Source organism: Cellulomonas sp. Y8, assembly GCF_008033115.1.
GTDB lineage: Bacteria > Actinomycetota > Actinomycetes > Actinomycetales > Cellulomonadaceae > Cellulomonas.
This window is the reverse complement of the sequence record NZ_CP041203.1, coordinates 2,798,396-2,813,956: the sequence shown is the minus strand read 5'-3', so window position 1 is coordinate 2,813,956 and position 15,561 is coordinate 2,798,396. Positions and strand designations below refer to the sequence as shown.

At 74.5% G+C, this 15,561-nt stretch carries 12 protein-coding genes; all 12 read right to left on the bottom strand.

The features are described 5' to 3' along the window. Positions 1-36: 36 nt before the first annotated feature. Positions 37-1,641 carry a methyl-accepting chemotaxis protein gene (locus tag FKM96_RS12810; protein ID WP_147795559.1) on the bottom strand — a complete coding sequence of 535 codons (1,605 nt, stop codon included), beginning with the start codon at positions 1,639-1,641 and terminating at the stop codon, positions 37-39. A 234-nt stretch (positions 1,642-1,875) separates the two neighbouring features. After that, positions 1,876-3,606, bottom strand: a complete 1,731-nt coding sequence (locus FKM96_RS12805; protein ID WP_147795558.1) for a methyl-accepting chemotaxis protein — start codon at positions 3,604-3,606, stop codon at positions 1,876-1,878. Between the two features lie 169 nt (positions 3,607-3,775). Then, positions 3,776-5,377, bottom strand: a complete 1,602-nt coding sequence (locus FKM96_RS12800) for a methyl-accepting chemotaxis protein (RefSeq protein ID WP_147795557.1) — start codon at positions 5,375-5,377, stop codon at positions 3,776-3,778. 229 nt (positions 5,378-5,606) lie between these two features. Next, on the bottom strand, positions 5,607-6,023 hold the full coding sequence (locus tag FKM96_RS12795) for a chemotaxis protein CheW (protein ID WP_147795556.1): 417 nt from the start codon (positions 6,021-6,023) through the stop codon (positions 5,607-5,609). Further along, a complete protein-coding gene (locus FKM96_RS12790; RefSeq protein WP_168217082.1) occupies positions 6,020-8,368 on the bottom strand; it encodes a chemotaxis protein CheA in 2,349 nt (782 codons plus the stop codon). Before FKM96_RS12790 ends, FKM96_RS12795 begins: the two co-directional genes overlap by 4 nt. 260 nt (positions 8,369-8,628) lie before the next feature. Continuing rightward, complete coding sequence (csrA, locus tag FKM96_RS12785) at positions 8,629-8,928, bottom strand: carbon storage regulator CsrA (RefSeq protein WP_147795554.1); 300 nt, start codon at positions 8,926-8,928, stop codon at positions 8,629-8,631. A gap of 176 nt (positions 8,929-9,104) precedes the next feature. Beyond that, positions 9,105-10,403, bottom strand: a complete 1,299-nt coding sequence (locus FKM96_RS21970; protein ID WP_147795553.1) for a hypothetical protein — start codon at positions 10,401-10,403, stop codon at positions 9,105-9,107. Next, positions 10,381-12,444, bottom strand: a complete 2,064-nt coding sequence (flhA, locus tag FKM96_RS12775) for a flagellar biosynthesis protein FlhA (RefSeq protein WP_147795552.1) — start codon at positions 12,442-12,444, stop codon at positions 10,381-10,383. The genes FKM96_RS21970 and flhA overlap by 23 nt, the downstream gene beginning before the upstream one ends. 58 nt (positions 12,445-12,502) lie before the next feature. Beyond that, positions 12,503-13,660, bottom strand: a complete 1,158-nt coding sequence (locus FKM96_RS12770) for a flagellar biosynthesis protein FlhB (protein ID WP_147795551.1) — start codon at positions 13,658-13,660, stop codon at positions 12,503-12,505. Continuing rightward, on the bottom strand, positions 13,660-14,415 hold the full coding sequence (locus FKM96_RS12765; protein WP_147795550.1) for a flagellar biosynthetic protein FliR: 756 nt from the start codon (positions 14,413-14,415) through the stop codon (positions 13,660-13,662). Before FKM96_RS12765 ends, FKM96_RS12770 begins: the two co-directional genes overlap by 1 nt. Before the next feature lie 7 nt (positions 14,416-14,422). Further along, on the bottom strand, positions 14,423-14,695 hold the full coding sequence (fliQ, locus tag FKM96_RS12760; protein WP_147795549.1) for a flagellar biosynthesis protein FliQ: 273 nt from the start codon (positions 14,693-14,695) through the stop codon (positions 14,423-14,425). Then, a complete protein-coding gene (gene fliP / locus FKM96_RS12755; protein ID WP_210417449.1) occupies positions 14,695-15,498 on the bottom strand; it encodes a flagellar type III secretion system pore protein FliP in 804 nt (267 codons plus the stop codon). The genes fliQ and fliP overlap by 1 nt, the downstream gene beginning before the upstream one ends. Positions 15,499-15,561: the final 63 nt, after the last annotated feature.

The following is a 15,561-nucleotide window of genomic DNA, read 5'->3' as shown; positions in this document are numbered from 1 at the left end:
ACTCGGCGCGGGCCGGGCCGGTCGGGCCCGGTGGCGTCAGTACGTGAAGCGGGCCACCCGGCCGCGCAGGTCCTCGGACATGCGCGCGAGCTCGCCGATCGAGTCGCCCATCTGGCCGAGCGTCTGCGAGGACGTCGCGGTCGCGGACGCGACGCCGGTGATGTTGGTGGCGATCTCGCCCGAGCCGGTCGCGGCCTCGGCCACCGAGCGGGACATCTCCGTGGTGGTCGCGGTCTGCTCCTCGACGGCCGACGCGATGGTCAGCTGGTAGTCGTTGATGCTCGCGATGATGTGCGAGATCTCGCCGATCGCGGTCACGGCGGCGCCGGTGTCGGCCTGGATCGCCTCGACGCGCCGGACGATGTCCTCGGTCGCCTTGGCGGTCTCCTGGGCGAGCTCCTTGACCTCGCCGGCGACGACGGCGAAGCCCTTGCCCGCCTCGCCCGCGCGGGCCGCCTCGATGGTGGCGTTCAGCGCCAGCAGGTTGGTCTGCTCGGCGATGCTGGTGATGGCCTTGACGACGTTGCCGATCTCCTGGCTGGACTCGCCGAGCCGGGTGACCTGGTCGTTCGTGGCGGCCGCGACGTCGGTGGCCTGGCCGGCGACCTTGGCCGCCTGCGACGCGTTCTGGGCGATCTCGCGGATGGAGGCGCCCATCTCCTCGGCGCCGGCCGCGACGGTCTGCACGTTGCGGGACACCTGCTCGGCGGCGGCCGCGACGACGCCGGCCTGCGCCGAGGTCTCGTCGGAGCCGGCGACGACCTGGTGCGAGGCCACGGACAGCTCCTCGGCGGCCGCGGCCACCGTCTGGGCGGTCTCGACGACGCCCGACACCAGGCCGCGGAGGCTGGTCTGGGTGCGCTCGAGGTCGACCGCGAGGGTGCCGATCTCGTCCCGCCCGGTGACGCCCGACGGCACGGTCAGGTCGCCGTCGCCGGCCGCGGCGAGGGCGTGCGAGACGCCGCCGATCCGGCGGACGATGCCGCGGGCGACCACCCAGGCCAGGGCGGTCGCGGCGAGCGCGCCGACCAGCGCGACCAGCACCGTGATCCACACCGACCGGGCGCCCAGGGCGTCCGTCTCCTTCGCGAGCGCAGCCGCCTGGTCGCCCTGGGACGTGGTCTCGACCTGCATCGCGTCCATCACCGCGGTGGTCAGCGGTCGCACGGTGTCGTTGAAGTACGTGCCGAACTCCTCGGTGTCCCCCGCGTCGGCCATCGGGAACAGCGTGTCCTCGGCCGCCGCGTAGTAGTCGTCCAGCGCCGCGACCATCGTGTCGACGTCGTCCTGGCTGACCGCGTTGGCCCGGTACTCCTCGATCAGCGCGGCCAGGTCGCCCTGGCGCTCGGTGAGCTCGTCCGCGAGCGTGGCGCGGGTCTCGGCGTCCGCGATGCCGTACTGGATGACGCGGGCGCGGTCGCCCTGGAACGAGCGCTGGATCTCGGTGAGCTGCTGCAGCGGCGTCACGTTGCCCGTGTACATCTCGGCCGCGTCGGCACGCAGCGTGCGCAGCGAGCCGATCGCCACGGCGGTCACGACCGCGGTCATCGCGACCATCACGAGCACCGCGGTGAGGATCTTGACCAGCACCGGGCGGTCGGCCCAGAGCCGGCGCGGGGAGCCGTCGTGCTGCACGCTCATCTGTCGTTCCTTCGTCGAGAGGGGGACCTTCGTCCTCTCCATCGGCCGCGACGGCGGGCGCGCGAGCGGTTCTGCCGCTCAGCAAGCGGGTGGAATGCGCGTCACCCGTCCGCTCCTGGCACGCCGAGGGGGCAACCGACACGTCGAGCGAGCAGCCGGTGGCTGCTCGCTCGACGTGTCGACTGCTCGCTCGGCGCGGGGCCTGGGCAGGGACCGGGCGGGGCCCGGGCGGGGTCAGTAGCGGAAGCCCGCCACCCGGGCGCGCAGGTCCTCGGACATCCGGGCGAGCTCGCCGATCGAGCCGCCCATCTGGTTGAGCGTCTGCGAGGACTCCGCGGCTGCGGCCGCGACCCCGGTGATGTTGGTGGCGATCTCCCCCGAGCCCGTGGCCGCCTCCGCGACGGACCGCGACATCTCGTTGGTGGTCGCCGTCTGCTCCTCGACCGCGCTGGCGATCGTCAGCTGGTAGTCGTTGATCGACGCGATGATCTGGGAGATCTCGCTGATCGCGGCCACGGCGCCGGTGGTGTCGCCCTGGATGGCCTCGACGCGGCGGGCGATGTCCTCCGTGGCCTTGGCGGTCTCCTGGGCGAGCTCCTTGACCTCGCCGGCGACGACCGCGAAGCCCTTGCCGGCCTCCCCCGCGCGCGCCGCCTCGATCGTGGCGTTCAGCGCCAGCAGATTGGTCTGCTCGGCGATGGTCGTGATGACCTTGACGACGTTGCCGATCTCCTGGCTGGACACCCCGAGGCGCGCGACCTGGTCGTTGGTCGTCCGGGCGACGTCGGTGGCCTGGCCGGCGATGCGCGCGGCCTGGGTGGAGTTCTGCGCGATCTCGCGGATCGAGGCACCCATCTGCTCGGCGCCCGCGGCCACGGTCTGCACGTTGCGGGACACCTGCTCGGCCGCCGCGGCGACGACGCCCGCCTGCGCGGAGGTCTCGTCCGAGCCGGCGACCACCTGGTGGGACGCGGCGGACAGCTCCTCGGCCGCGGCGGCGACCGTCTGCGCCGTCTCGACCACGCCCGACACCGTGGCGCGCAGGTTCTCCTGGGCGCGGGTCACGGCCCGGGCCATCTGGCCGAGCTCGTCGGCGGAGTCGACGGCGGGGACGACCGTCAGGTCGCCGTCGGCCATCGCCTCGACCGCGCGCTGCACCTCGGTCACCTGGCGGCGGATCACCTGGGCGATCACGAGGCCCACCGCGGCGACCAGCAGGACGCCGGCCGATAGCACGAACAGCAGCACCCGGGCACCCGAGGTGGCCTGAGCCGCGGCGCTGTCCGCGGTCTGCCGCAGGAAGTCGTCCGCGCTCTTCTCGGCGGCGTCGAGGCCGGCGATCATCGCGTCGACCGCGGTCCGGGCCTCGCCCTCGTTGACGGCGTCGAACGCGGCGTCGTCGCCGGCGAACGCCGCCGGCACCAGCTGCTCGTCCCGGATCTGCCGGTACTGCGCCCACGCGGCCTGGAAGTCGGCCCACCCCGGCACCTCGATGCCGCCGAGGCCCTCCTCGAACGCGTCCGCCGCGGCCTGCAGGTCCGCGTCCGTCGCGGCGATCTCGTCCAGGGCCTCCTGCTGGTCGGCCTCGGTGGTCGACTCGCCCGCGCCCGCCTCGGCGATGACCATGCGCGCCTTGATCTCCTCCTGGTGCACCAGGGCCAGCGGCGCGATGACGTCGGAGGCCACGCCCTGCACGGTCCCGGTCTCGTCCGCCAGGGCTCCCATGCGCACGGAGGCGAAGGCGCCCGTGCCGGCGACCACCGCGACCACGAGGGCCAGCAGCAGCAGGATCTTGGTGCGCACCCCCCGGTCGACGAACAGGGCCGCGGTGCGGCCGGTACGGCGACCCGGCGAGGCCGGCGTGCCGGCGGTGCGTGCGGGCACGGACCCGCCCGGGCCGCGCGGCGTGGGCACGCGGTCGAGGGCGGCCGTCGACGGCTTCCTCGACGTCGTGGTGACGCTCATGGTGGCTCCTCAGAACTGGGCGTTGTCCCCTGCTGCGCCTCCGATCGTCCGGCGGGGGCCGCGCGTGAGGCCCGGCCCGGGGTGAACCCGGGATGAAGGCCCCCTGAACCACCGCCGGCCGCGGCGCCCCCTCGTCGGGGGTGCCGCGGCCGGGTCGGGGGCGGGGGGCTCAGTAGGTGAAGCGGGCCACGCGTCCGCGCAGGTCCTCGGACAGCCGGGCGAGCTCGCCGATCGAGTCGCCCATCTGGTTGAGGGTCTGGGAGGACTGCGTCGCGGCCGACGCGACACCGGTGATGTTGGTGGCGATCTCGCCCGAGCCGGTCGCGGCCTCGGCCACCGACCGGGACATCTCCGTGGTCGTCGCCGTCTGCTCCTCGACCGCCGACGCGATCGTCAGCTGGTAGTCGTTGATGCTCGCGATGATGTGCGAGATCTCGCCGATCGCGCCGACCGCGCCGCTGGTGTCGGCCTGGATCGCCTCGACCCGGCGCGCGATGTCCTCGGTCGCCTTCGCCGTCTCCTGCGCCAGCTCCTTGACCTCCCCGGCCACGACCGCGAAGCCCTTGCCCGCCTCACCCGCGCGCGCCGCCTCGATGGTGGCGTTCAGCGCCAGCAGGTTCGTCTGCTCCGCGATGCTCGTGATGACCTTGACGACGTTCCCGATCTCCTGGGACGAGGTGCCCAGGCGGGCGACCTGGTCGTTCGTGACCGCCGCGGCGTCGGTGGCCTGCCCGGCGACCTTGGCCGCCTGCGAGGCGTTCTGCGCGATCTCCCGGATGCTGGCGCCCATCTGCTCCGCGCCCGCCGCCACCGTCTGCACGTTGCGCGACACCTGCTCCGCGGCCGCCGCGACCACGCCCGCCTGCGCGCTCGTCTCGTCGGAGCCGGCGACCACCTGGGTCGACGCCGCCGACAGCTCCTCGGCCGCCGCGGCGACGGTCTGCGCCGTCTCGACGACGCCGGACACGACACCGCGCAGGCTCTCCTGGGCGGTGGCGAGCGAGCGGGCCATGTCGCCCAGCTCGTCGGCCGTGCGCACGTCGGCGCGGACGGTGAGGTCGCCCTCGGCCATCGCCTCGAGCGCGTGCCGCACCTGGCCGGCGCCCTGCGCGAGCCTCCGCGACACGGCGAACCCGATCGCCAGGACGAGCGCCAGGCCCACGACCAGCAGCACGACCACGGTGACCAGGGTGCGGGTCACCGTGGCGGACGCCTCGTCGGTGCTCGCGTCGGCGACCTCGGCCACCGACTGGTTCTCGAGCGCGATCGCGTCCGCGGCGATCGTCGTCTGCGGCAGGATCTCGGCGCGGTAGAACGCCGCCGCGCCGGTCACGTCGCCCTCGTCGGCCATCGGGAACAGCTCGTCCTGCGCCAGGCGGACCATCTCGTTCCAGCCCGAGTCGAAGTCGGACCACGCCTGGTCGTTCACCGCGAGGTCGTCGTACGCGGCCTGCTGGTCCTGGATCTTCGTCACGTACTCCGCGAGCTGGTCGCGCAGGTCGGCGCGCACGTCGGTCGACGCCGCCGGGTACTCGACCATCCGCGCGCGGCCCGCCTGGAGCGCCCGCTGCAGGTCGCTGACCTGGCCGAGCTGGGCGACGTACGCGCCCTCCTTGGCGACCTCGTCGCGCAGCTGCACGAGGCTGGTCGCCGCGGCGACCACGACGAGCACGGCCACGAGGCCGGCGGCCGCGAGCAGGCCGAGCACCTTGCCGGCGATGGACAGCCGCAGCCCGCGGGCGCGGGACGGGGCGGTGGCGGTTCGGGACATGGACGCTCCAGGCGCGTGCGGGGCGACGCGACCCGCGCGACTGCGCGCGGGCCGGGCGCGTCGCCGGGTCGCCCCTCCCATCGGCAGGCCGCTGACCTGCATGACCATCGTCCCGGGTGAAGCCGCGCCGACCGGGGGACGCGGACGGGCCGGCCCACCGCGGCCGGGCAGCACGACGGCCCTGCCGGGCACGCGTGCTGCGTGCCCGGCAGGGCCGTCGTGCTGTCGGTCAGGCCGCGGTGGCCTGGTCGACGTCCAGGACCAGCAGCAGCCGGCCGTCGAGCTTGTGCGCCCCGAGGATCAGCGGGCGCAGCGCGGCGTCGAGCGTCTCCGGCGGGGCCTCGAACGTCTCGGGGCCGACCTCCATGACGTCGCCGATCTCGTCGACCAGCAGGCTCACGGGCTCCCCCGCCACCTGCACGACGACCATCATCGGCTCCGCGTCCTCGCCCAGCGGCTCCAGGCCGAGGCGGGGGCGCAGGTCGACCGTCAGGACGACCTGGCCGCGGAGGTTCACCAGGCCGGCGACGGCCGGCGGGGACAGCGGCACGCGGGTGCGGACGTGCGAGCGCAGCGCCTCCTGGACCCGGGTGACGTCGACCCCGTACAGGCTCCCGCCGAGGCTGAACGTGACGTACTGGCTCATCGGGTGGCTCCCACCAGCTCGGACCCGCCGACCTGCGTCGGGAGGTCGTCGTACGTGGAGCGGTGCTCGGGCCGCTCGTCGTAGAACGCCGCGTCCGCGGCGAGGATCGCGCGGCGCACGTCCAGCAGCTCCGTGACCTTCTCCCCGAGCACCGTGGAGCCGACCAGGCCGGCGTCCTCGATGTCGGAGTGCCGGGCCGAGTCGTCGTCGACGATGTCCACGATCTCCTTGACCACCAGGCCGACGCTGCGGCCCGCCCGGCTGTAGACCACCAGCAGCAGCTCGGACGACTCCTCGGACCCGTAGGCGCCGAGGATCCGGTCGAGCCGGGCCAGCGGCAGGATCGTGCCGCGGTACTGCACGACCTCCCGGCCGCCGACGTACTCGACCTGGTCCGCCTGCACGTGCTCCAGGCGGGCGACCGACGCGAGCGGCATCGCGACCTGGCGGCCGCCGCCGATCCCGACCACCAGGACCTGCTGGGTGTCGCGGATCGCGGTGGCCGCGGCCTTGTCGTGCGCGTCGCGGGCGGCGACGTCGAGCTCGCCGGCCAGGGCGCGGCGGGCGATGGCCTGCACGTCGAGGATCAGCGCGACGTGGCCGTCGCCGAGGACGGTCGCGCCGGAGTACGCGCCGATCGCCTTGAGGCGGGCGGACAGCGGCTTGACCACGATCTCCTCGGTGTTCAGCACCCGGTCGACCAGCAGGCCGAACCGCTGCTGGTCCGACTGGACGACGGCGATGACCGCGTTCTCGGGGCGCTCGCCGCCGACCTCGAGGACCTCCGAGAGCGACACCAGCGGCAGCAGCTCCCCGCGCAGCCGGTACACGGCCGCCTCGTGGATGTGCTCGATGCCGGACTCCGAGCGCTGCGAGTCGAGCGCCACGAGCTCCAGCAGGTTCACCTGCGGGATCGCGTACAGGTCGCCGCTGCACTCCACCGTCAGCGCCGGCATGATCGCCAGCGTCAGCGGGATGCGCAGCCGCCACGTCGTGCCGCGGCCCACGACCGAGTCGACCTCGACCGCGCCGCCGATCGACTCGATCTTGGTGCGGACGACGTCCATGCCGACGCCGCGGCCGGAGACGTTGGACACGACCTCGGCCGTCGAGAAGCCCGGCAGGAACAGCAGCTGCAGCAGGTCGGCCTGGCCCATCGACGCGACCTGGTCGGCCGTGCGCAGGCCCTTCTGGACCGCCTTGGCGCCGATCTTCTCCGGGTCGATGCCCCGGCCGTCGTCGGCGACCTCCACGACCACCTGGCCGGACGCGTGGTACGCGCGCAGGCCGAGGACGCCCTTCGGCGCCTTGCCGGCCGCGACGCGGTCCGCCGACGCCTCGATGCCGTGGTCGACCGCGTTGCGCACCAGGTGCGTCAGCGGGTCCTTCACGGCCTCCAGCAGGCTGCGGTCGAGCTCGGTGTCACCGCCGGACAGCTCCAGCTGCACCTCGCGGTGGCACGCGGCCGCGACGTCCCGCACCATGCGCGGCATCTTCGACCACAGGTGCTCGATGGGCTGCATGCGGGTCTTCATGACCCCCTCCTGCAGCTCGCCGGCGATGAGGTTGAGGCGCTGCGCGGAGCGGGCGAGGTCGACGTCGTCGGTGCCCGTCGCGAGGCGGCTGATCTGGTTGCGGGCCAGGACCAGCTCGCCGACCTGGCGCATGAGGGCGTCGAGCAGGTCGACGTCCACGCGGATCGACGCGTCGGCGGCACCGCCGCGGAGCGAGCCGAGCTCCTCGGTCGGGGCCGCGGGCGCGGCGGCGGCCGGGGCCGGGGCCGGGGCCGGGGCGGGCGCCGGGGCGGGGGCCACGGCCTCGACGGCGGGGGCCGGCGCGGGCGCCGGGACCACGGCCGCGGGCGCGGCGGCCACGGGGGCGGCCGGCGCGGGCTCGGGCTCCGGGGCGGCGGGCGCGGGGGCCGCGGCTGCCGGTGCGCCGGCCTCGGCGGCCGGCTCGGCGCCGGGCTCGGTCGCCTGGATCGCCTCGATCGCGGCGATGACCGCGTCGATCTCGACCCCGCCCTCGCCGCCCTCGACCTCGATCGCCCGCAGGATCTCGCGGATCGTGTCCACCAGCCGCAGCAGCACGTCGGTGGTCGCCTGGTCCATCGACCGGCGGCCGTCGCGCAGCTCGACCAGCAGGTTCTCCCCCGCGTGGGCCACGCGCTCCAGGCGCGAGAACGCGAGGAACCCACTGGTCCCCTTGATCGTGTGGATCGTCCGGAACACGCTCGCGATGAGCGAGCGCGACCCCGGTTCGCTCTCCAGGGCCACCAGGTCCTGGTCGAGCTGGTCGAGGTTCTCGTGGCTCTCCACGAGGAACTCGCGGACGATCTCGTCCATGTCCTCCACTGCTGCCTCCTACCGGGTGCGGACCCGTCTGAGGTGAGGATCGGCGGGTCCGGGGGCGGCGTGAGGCTTTTGGCGGGCGACGGGGCCCGTACGCCGGGTGAAGGCGCGGCCGTCACCCGGACGGGTGGCCGCCGGGGCCGGTCGCCGGAGCGCGGTGGAGCGCTCTGCCCGACACGCACCGGCGCGTCGGGCGGATCGCTCCACCCGCGACCGGTCGGCCGGTCCGGGCGCCGGCGGGGCGGTCGGGCGCGTCAGCGGCCGGGGCGGTCCTCGTCCGAGGGCGTCGGCTCCGGCGCGGCGGCCGGGGCGGGCTGGCCCGCGACGAGGCCGCGCAGGGACTCGACGGCGTCGTCTCCGGCGTCGGTCGCCGCGTCGGTGGCGGCGAGGTTGGCCGCGGTGACGGCCTCCAGCACCTCGGCGCGGTGCACGGCGACGGAGCGCGGGGCGTCGATGCCGAGGCGGACGCCGTCGCTGCGCACCTCGATCACGGTCACGACGATGTCGTCCCCGATCACGAGGCGCTCGCCGACCCGTCTGCTCAGCACCAGCATGGCGCCGACCCTACCTTCCGCACGCAAGCGGCCGGTGCACCGCCCACCCGCGCGGCCCTTCCGGCTGGGTGGATCCACCCGACCGTCCCGGCAGTGGAAGGTTCTGCCCGACACGCCGCCGGCGTGTCGGGCAGAACCTTCCACCCTCGGACGGGCCGAGCCCGCGCGGGCCGGGGTCAGCCCCAGACGGTGCCCTCGGGGAGGTGCTCGCCCAGGGCCGCGGCCCAGGCGACGCGCGAGGCCGGGACGCCGTCGATCCACGCGACCGGGACGCCGAGGCCCAGGACGGTGCCGGGCTCGCTGGTGTCGAACAGCCCGCCGACGGCGAGCGCGTCGAGCGGCCGGCGCGCGCCGACGCCCGCGATCCACCGCGCGCAGTCCCGGGTCTTGCTGCGCGCGTCGACGACGCCCCACGCCTGGTCGGGCGCCAGCGCGGCCAGCAGCTCGGCCGCGGCGTCCTCGCGCGCGCGGCCCGGGCGGACCCCGAGCGCGACGACGGTGACGCCGTCGCCGGCGACCAGCTCCGCGCGCCACCGGGCGGCGGCCGAAGCGGTCGTCAGCCGGCGCCCGGCCGCACCGGCCGCGCCACCCCCGCCGACACCGCCGCCACCGGCACCCGCCTCCGCGTCCCCGGCGACCACGACCGGGCCCGAGCCCGATCGCAGCGCCAGCAGCTCCGCGACCCGCGCGGCGTCCTCCGGCGGACCGGCCACGACCAGCACCGTCCCCGGGTCCCTCGGGACCGGCGGGGCAGCGGGCACGGCGGCCAGCAGCCGCGCGAGCTCGACCGGGCCGTCCCCGACCGCGGCCAGCAGCGGCGCGGGCACGCCGAGCTCGGCGAGCGCGTCGCGCGGCACCCCGCCCGTCGCGGGCCGCGCGTCGGCGGGCACCCGCTCCACGGCCGGCGCCGGCGCGGGCGCGGGCAGCACCGGCGGGGCGGCGGGCTCGAACGCCCGCCCCGCGGCGCCGGGGGCCTGGGCCGGGACCCCCGCCGGCGCCGCCGGGGCGGGCACCTCCAGCTGGTGGTCCGGCGCCACGGCCCCGGTCATCGCCCGCATCTGCTCGAGCACGGAGGCGAACGCCTCCTCGCCGGTCGACACCCGCGGCGGCGCCTCGGGCACCGCGCCCCCGCGCGCCGGCGCGAGCACGTCGGACCCGGGCGGCCCGTAGCCGTCCAGCCCGGTGTCCGCGGCGTCGGCGGCCGCGAGCAGCGCGTCGATCCCGCCGGCGCCCGCACCGGCCCCGGCCGCCGGCACCGGCACGCCCCGGCGCCGCAGCAGCCCGGTGGTCGGCGCGGCCGGGGCGTCCGGCACGTCGATCGTCAGCTCGTACCGCTCGCGCGCGAAGAACCCCGCGAGCCCGCCGGTGCGCACGCGCTCGGCCCGCACGATCCGCGCGGTCGGCCCGAACTCGGCGCGCACGTGCACCATGAGCTCGGCCAGGTCGGCGCCCTCAAGCAGCAATCGCGTGGGCACCGCTCACCACCCCGACGGTCTCGATCCGGACGCCGCCGCCGGTGACCTCGGCGTACGACAGCACGGGCAGCCGGTCGAGCGCGAGGATGACGACCTTGCGCAGGGCGGGCCGCAGCGCCGGGGCGCAGACGAGCACGACGGACCGGCCGGTGGCCTCGGCGTCGGCGACCTGCGCACGCAGCCGCTCCAGCATCGCCTCCAGGCGGGTCGGGTCGGTGACGATCTGGGTGCCCGACTCCGACGGCCGCAGGGCCTCGACCAGGGACTGCTCGAAGACGGGGTCGAGCGTGAGCACCCGCAGCGCGCCGTCCTGCACGTACTGCGCCGACAGCGCGGGGCCGAGCGCGCCGCGCGCGGCCTCGACCAGGCCCTCGGGGTCGGTGCTGACCTTGGCGCGCAGGGTGAGCGCCTCGTAGATGCGGCCCAGGTCGCGGATCGGCACCTCCTCGGCCAGCAGCCCCTGCAGCACCCGCTGCACCTCGCCGAGCGTGAGCAGCCCGGGCACGAGCTCCTCGACCACGGAGGGGTTGACCTGCTTGACGCCCTCGGTGAGGACGCGGACGTCCTCGCGGCCGAGCAGCCGGGGCGCGTTCCGCGTGATGATCGAGCCGAGGTGCGTGATGAGCACGGACACCCGGTCGACGACGGTGGCGCCGGCCATCTCGGCGGCGTGCCGGAGCTCGGCGGCGACCCACTTGCCCGGCAGGCCGAACACCGGCTCGACGACGGACTGCCCGGGCAGCGCGGCGAGGTCGTCGCCGAGGGCCAGGATGCGCCCGGGCGGCACCTCGCCGCGGCCGACCTCGACGCCGGCGATCCGCACGACGTAGGTGGACCGGGGCAGGTCGACGGAGTCGCGGGTGCGCACCGGCGGGACGACGATGCCGAGCTCCATGGCGATCTTGCGGCGCAGGCCGCGCACGCGGTGCAGCAGGTCCTGGTCCGGGCCGTTGCCGACCATGTCGACCAGGTCGGGCGCCAGCAGGATCTCCAGGGTGTGCACGCGCATCTGCTCGATGAGCGCCTCGGGGGTGTCGTTGCTGGTGGGCGCGGCGGTCGCGGTGGACGCGGCGGCGAGCTCGGCGGCGGCGGCCTCCTTGGCCTCGGCGGCCTTGATCCGCTGCGCGACGATCAGCAGCGACGCGCCGACCAGCACGAACGGCAGCTTCGGCATGCCGGGCAGCAGGGCCAGGGCGAGCGCGCCGCAGCCGGCGATCAGCAAGGCCGTGCGGGACTGGGACAGCTGCTTCGACGCCGCGGTGCCCATGTCGCCCTCGGCCGTGGCCCGGGTGACGACGATGCCGGTGGAGACCGAGAGCAGCAGCGCGGGGATCTGGGTGACCAGGCCGTCGCCGATGGTCAGCAGGCTGAACCGCTCGAGCGACTCGGTGACCGACAGGCCCATCTGGACCATGCCGATGACGAACCCGCCGATGAGGTTGATCAGCGTGATGATGATGCCGGCGATGGCGTCGCCCTTGACGAACTTCGAGCCACCGTCCATGGCGCCGTAGAAGTCGGCCTCCGCGGTGACCTCCGCGCGCCGCTTGCGGGCGGTGTCCTCGTCGATCAGGCCGGAGTTCAGGTCGGCGTCGATGGCCATCTGCTTGCCGGGCATCGCGTCGAGGGTGAACCGCGCGCCGACCTCGGCCACGCGGCCGGCGCCGTTGGTGATGACGACGAACTGGATGACGACCAGGATCAGGAAGATCACCAGGCCGATGACCAGCGACCCGCCGACCACGAAGTGCCCGAACGCGTCGATCACGGCGCCGGCGTAGCCGTCGCGCAGCACCAGCCGGGTGGACGCGACGTTCAGGCCGAGCCGGAACAGCGTGAACACCAGGATCAGCGACGGGAACACGCTGAAGTCCAGCGGCTTCTGCACGTACATGCTGGTGAGCAGGATGACGAGCGCGGCCGTGATGTTCACGGCGATCAGCACGTCGAGCAGCGCCGCGGGCAGCGGCACCACCAGGAGCAGCACGATGCCCACGACGCCCACCGGGACGGCGAGCTGGGAGATCTGCCGGTTCTTCATCGGAGGTCCTCGTCAGTGGTGTGCGGTACTGCTCTGGTCATCGGCAGGTGCGTCGGGTTCATGCGGCCTTCTCCTGCCGGGCTCGACGCCGGGCGGCTGCCACGGTGGTCGGTGCGTCGTCCGGGGCGACCGAGCCGCCCGGCATCGTGTGCCTGCCCATCGCCGCGCCGCGGCGCTTCAGCTGCATGACGAAGGCCAGCACCCGGGCGACGGCGGTGAACAGGTAGGCGGGGATCTCCTGGTCGACGGCGCACGCGGCGTGCAGCGACCGGGCGAGCGGGATGTCCTCGACCATCGGGACCCGGTGCTCGGTGGCCTGCTCGCGGATCTTCGCGGCGACGGCGCCCGCGCCCTTGGCGACGAGCCGCGGGGCGCCGGTTCCGGCGACGTACTTCAGCGCGACGGCGACGTGGGTCGGGTTGACGATCACCACGTCCGCGTCGGCGACCGCGGCCATCATCCGGTTCCGGCTCATCGCCATCTGCTTGGACCGGATGTGCCCCTTCACGAGCGGGTCGCCCTCGGTGCGCTTGTTCTCCTCCTTGATCTCCTGCTTGGACATGCGCGTCTGCTTGCGGTTGCGGCGCACGACGACGAGCAGGTCGATCGCGGCGAGCAGCACGCCGGCCCCGATGCCCCAGACGATCAGCTGCTTCACGCCCGCGCCCGCGACGCCGAGCATGTGCTCGAGCGGGATGCGGCCGGTGCCCATGAGCTGCGGCACGAGCGCCTGCACGGCGAGGTAGAGGACGAGCCCGACGACGGCGGTCTTGAGCAGCGTCTTGGCGCCCTCCCACCAGGCGTTCGCGCCGAACAGCCGCTTGACCCCGGACACCGGGTTGAACTGCTTGACGTTCGGCTTGAACTTCTTGACGTGCACGCCGCCCTGGGCGACGGCCACCGCGATGATCACGCCCGCGACGACGGCCATCAGCGGGCCCAGCGTCGCCACGGTCGACCACAGGCCGTCGCCGAGCAGGTCGACGACCGTGCCGGCGTCGGGCGCGGCGATCGCCTCCCGGACGGCGGCGAGCTGGTCGCGGGCGGCGTCGGCCGCGCGGGTGGCGGTGCTCGGCAGCATGACGGCGGCGGCGGCCAGGCCGACCCACGCGGTGAGGTCCTGGGACCGGGAGAGCTTCCCGTCCTTGTGGACCTCCTTCATCCGCTGGGCTGTGGCCTTCTCGGTCTTCTCCCCGGCGTCCCCTCCCCCGGCCATCAGGCGACCCCGAGGACGGCCTCGACGGCCCGGCGCGCGAGGTCGTCGACCACACCCGGCAGGGCCAGGTACGCGAAGCCGGCGAACGTCACGGTCATCAAGATCTTGAGCGGGAAGCCCATCGCGAATGCGTTCAGCGCGGGCGACACCCGGGTCAGCAGGCCGAGGCCCACGTCGGTGAGGAACAGCACGACCAGCAGCGGGCCGGCGATCTGCAGCGCCGCGAGGAACATGTCGGACAGCCCGGTGGTGACCACCTGGGCCATCGCCGCGAGGTCGAGCCCGGCACCCGGCGGCACGGCGTCGAACGACCGGGCCAGGCCGCCGATGAGCAGCTGGTAGGCGCCGGAGACGAACAGCAGGACCAGGCACGTCATGTTGTAGAGCCGGGCGAACTGGGCGCCGGAGGTCATGTTCTGCGGGTCGAACGCCTGCGCGAGCTGGAAGCCGCCGAACAGGTCGATGAGGTTGCCCGCGGCCTGCACGGCCGAGAACACCAGCGACACGAGGAAGCCGAGCGCGGCGCCGACGACGGCCTCCAGCACCAGGTCCCCGACGAACTCCCCCGTCGACTCCGTCGCGACGAGGTCGAGGCGGGGCAGCACGGCGAGCGCCAGCCCGACCGCGAGCATCGCCTTGACGGCGCCGGGGATCCCGCGGTGCGCGAACGGCGGCGCGATCATCAGGAACGCGGCGAACCGGACGCCCGCGAGCATCGCGGTCTGCACGGCGGCCAGGGAGAGGGTCACGTCCATCGCGCGGTCAGCCCCCGAGCAGCGCGGGGATGCGCTCGAACAGCTGGTGCGTGAAGGTCACCAGCTCCGCGATCATCCAGTGCCCGCAGACCAGCAGCGCCACGGCGGCGGCGATGGCCTTCGGCACGAAGGACAGCGTCACCTCCTGGATCTGGGTGACCGACTGCACGAGCGAGACGGAGAACCCGACGACCAGGGCGGTGATGAGCACCGGCGCCGAGAGCTTGGCGGCGATGATCAGGGCGTCCAGCCCGATGTCGAGGACGGCCGAGGTGTCCATCAGCCACCCCCGCCCGACGCGGCGCCGACCAGGGCGGTGACGATCAGGCCCCATCCGTCGACGAGGACGAACAGCAGCAGCTTGAACGGCAGCGACACCATGACGGGCGGCAGCATCATCATGCCCATGCTCATCAGGACCGAGGACACGACCAGGTCGATGACGAGGAACGGGATGAAGATGACGAACCCGATGATGAACGCCGACCGCAGCTCCGAGAGCATGAACGCGGGGATGAGCGTGAGCATCGGGACCGACGCCGGGTCCTCCGGGTTGGGCTGGTCGGCCGCCCGGGTGATGAGCGCCAGGTCGGCCTCGCGGGTGTGCCCGAGCATGTACTCGCGCAGCGGGGCCGAGCCGGCGTCGAGCGCCGTGGTGAAGTCCATGCTGCCGTCGAGGTAGGGCTGCACCGCGACGGTGTTCACGTCGGACAGCACCGGGGCCATCACGAACAGGCTGAGGAACAGCGCGAGGCCGGCGATCACCTGGTTCGGCGGCACGGTCGTCAGGCCGAGGGCGTTCCGGGTGAGGGACAGCACCACGAAGATCTTGGTGAAGCCGGTCATCATCAGCAGCAGCGACGGCGCGACCGACAGCAGCGTGATGCCGATGAGCACGACGATCGAGCTGCTCGGGGTGCCGTTCACGCCGTTGATCGCGACCGACACCTCGCCGGTGCCGGGGTCGGCCGGGCCGGTCGGTGCGGCGGGGCCCTCCGGCGGGACCGGCGCGGCGTGCGCGCTGCCCGAGCCGAGCACGACGAGCGCGACGACCAGGCCGAGGACGGCGAGGACGACGAGCAGCCAGCGGCGGCGGTCGGCGGCGTCGGCGGCCGCGAGGGCCTCGGCGCGGGGGCCGGACAGGAC

Coding starts and splice junctions, on each gene's coding strand:
- FKM96_RS12770 (WP_147795551.1), bottom strand. CDS start 13,660: ATGGCCGGGGGAGGGGACGCCGGGGAGAAGACCGAGAAGGCCACAGCC.
- FKM96_RS12810 (WP_147795559.1), bottom strand. CDS start 1,641: ATGAGCGTGCAGCACGACGGCTCCCCGCGCCGGCTCTGGGCCGACCGC.
- FKM96_RS12805 (WP_147795558.1), bottom strand. CDS start 3,606: ATGAGCGTCACCACGACGTCGAGGAAGCCGTCGACGGCCGCCCTCGAC.
- flhA (WP_147795552.1), bottom strand. CDS start 12,444: ATGAAGAACCGGCAGATCTCCCAGCTCGCCGTCCCGGTGGGCGTCGTG.
- FKM96_RS12765 (WP_147795550.1), bottom strand. CDS start 14,415: ATGGACGTGACCCTCTCCCTGGCCGCCGTGCAGACCGCGATGCTCGCG.
- csrA (WP_147795554.1), bottom strand. CDS start 8,928: ATGCTGGTGCTGAGCAGACGGGTCGGCGAGCGCCTCGTGATCGGGGAC.
- fliQ (WP_147795549.1), bottom strand. CDS start 14,695: ATGGACACCTCGGCCGTCCTCGACATCGGGCTGGACGCCCTGATCATC.
- FKM96_RS12790 (WP_168217082.1), bottom strand. CDS start 8,368: ATGGACGAGATCGTCCGCGAGTTCCTCGTGGAGAGCCACGAGAACCTC.
- FKM96_RS12800 (WP_147795557.1), bottom strand. CDS start 5,377: ATGTCCCGAACCGCCACCGCCCCGTCCCGCGCCCGCGGGCTGCGGCTG.
- FKM96_RS12795 (WP_147795556.1), bottom strand. CDS start 6,023: ATGAGCCAGTACGTCACGTTCAGCCTCGGCGGGAGCCTGTACGGGGTC.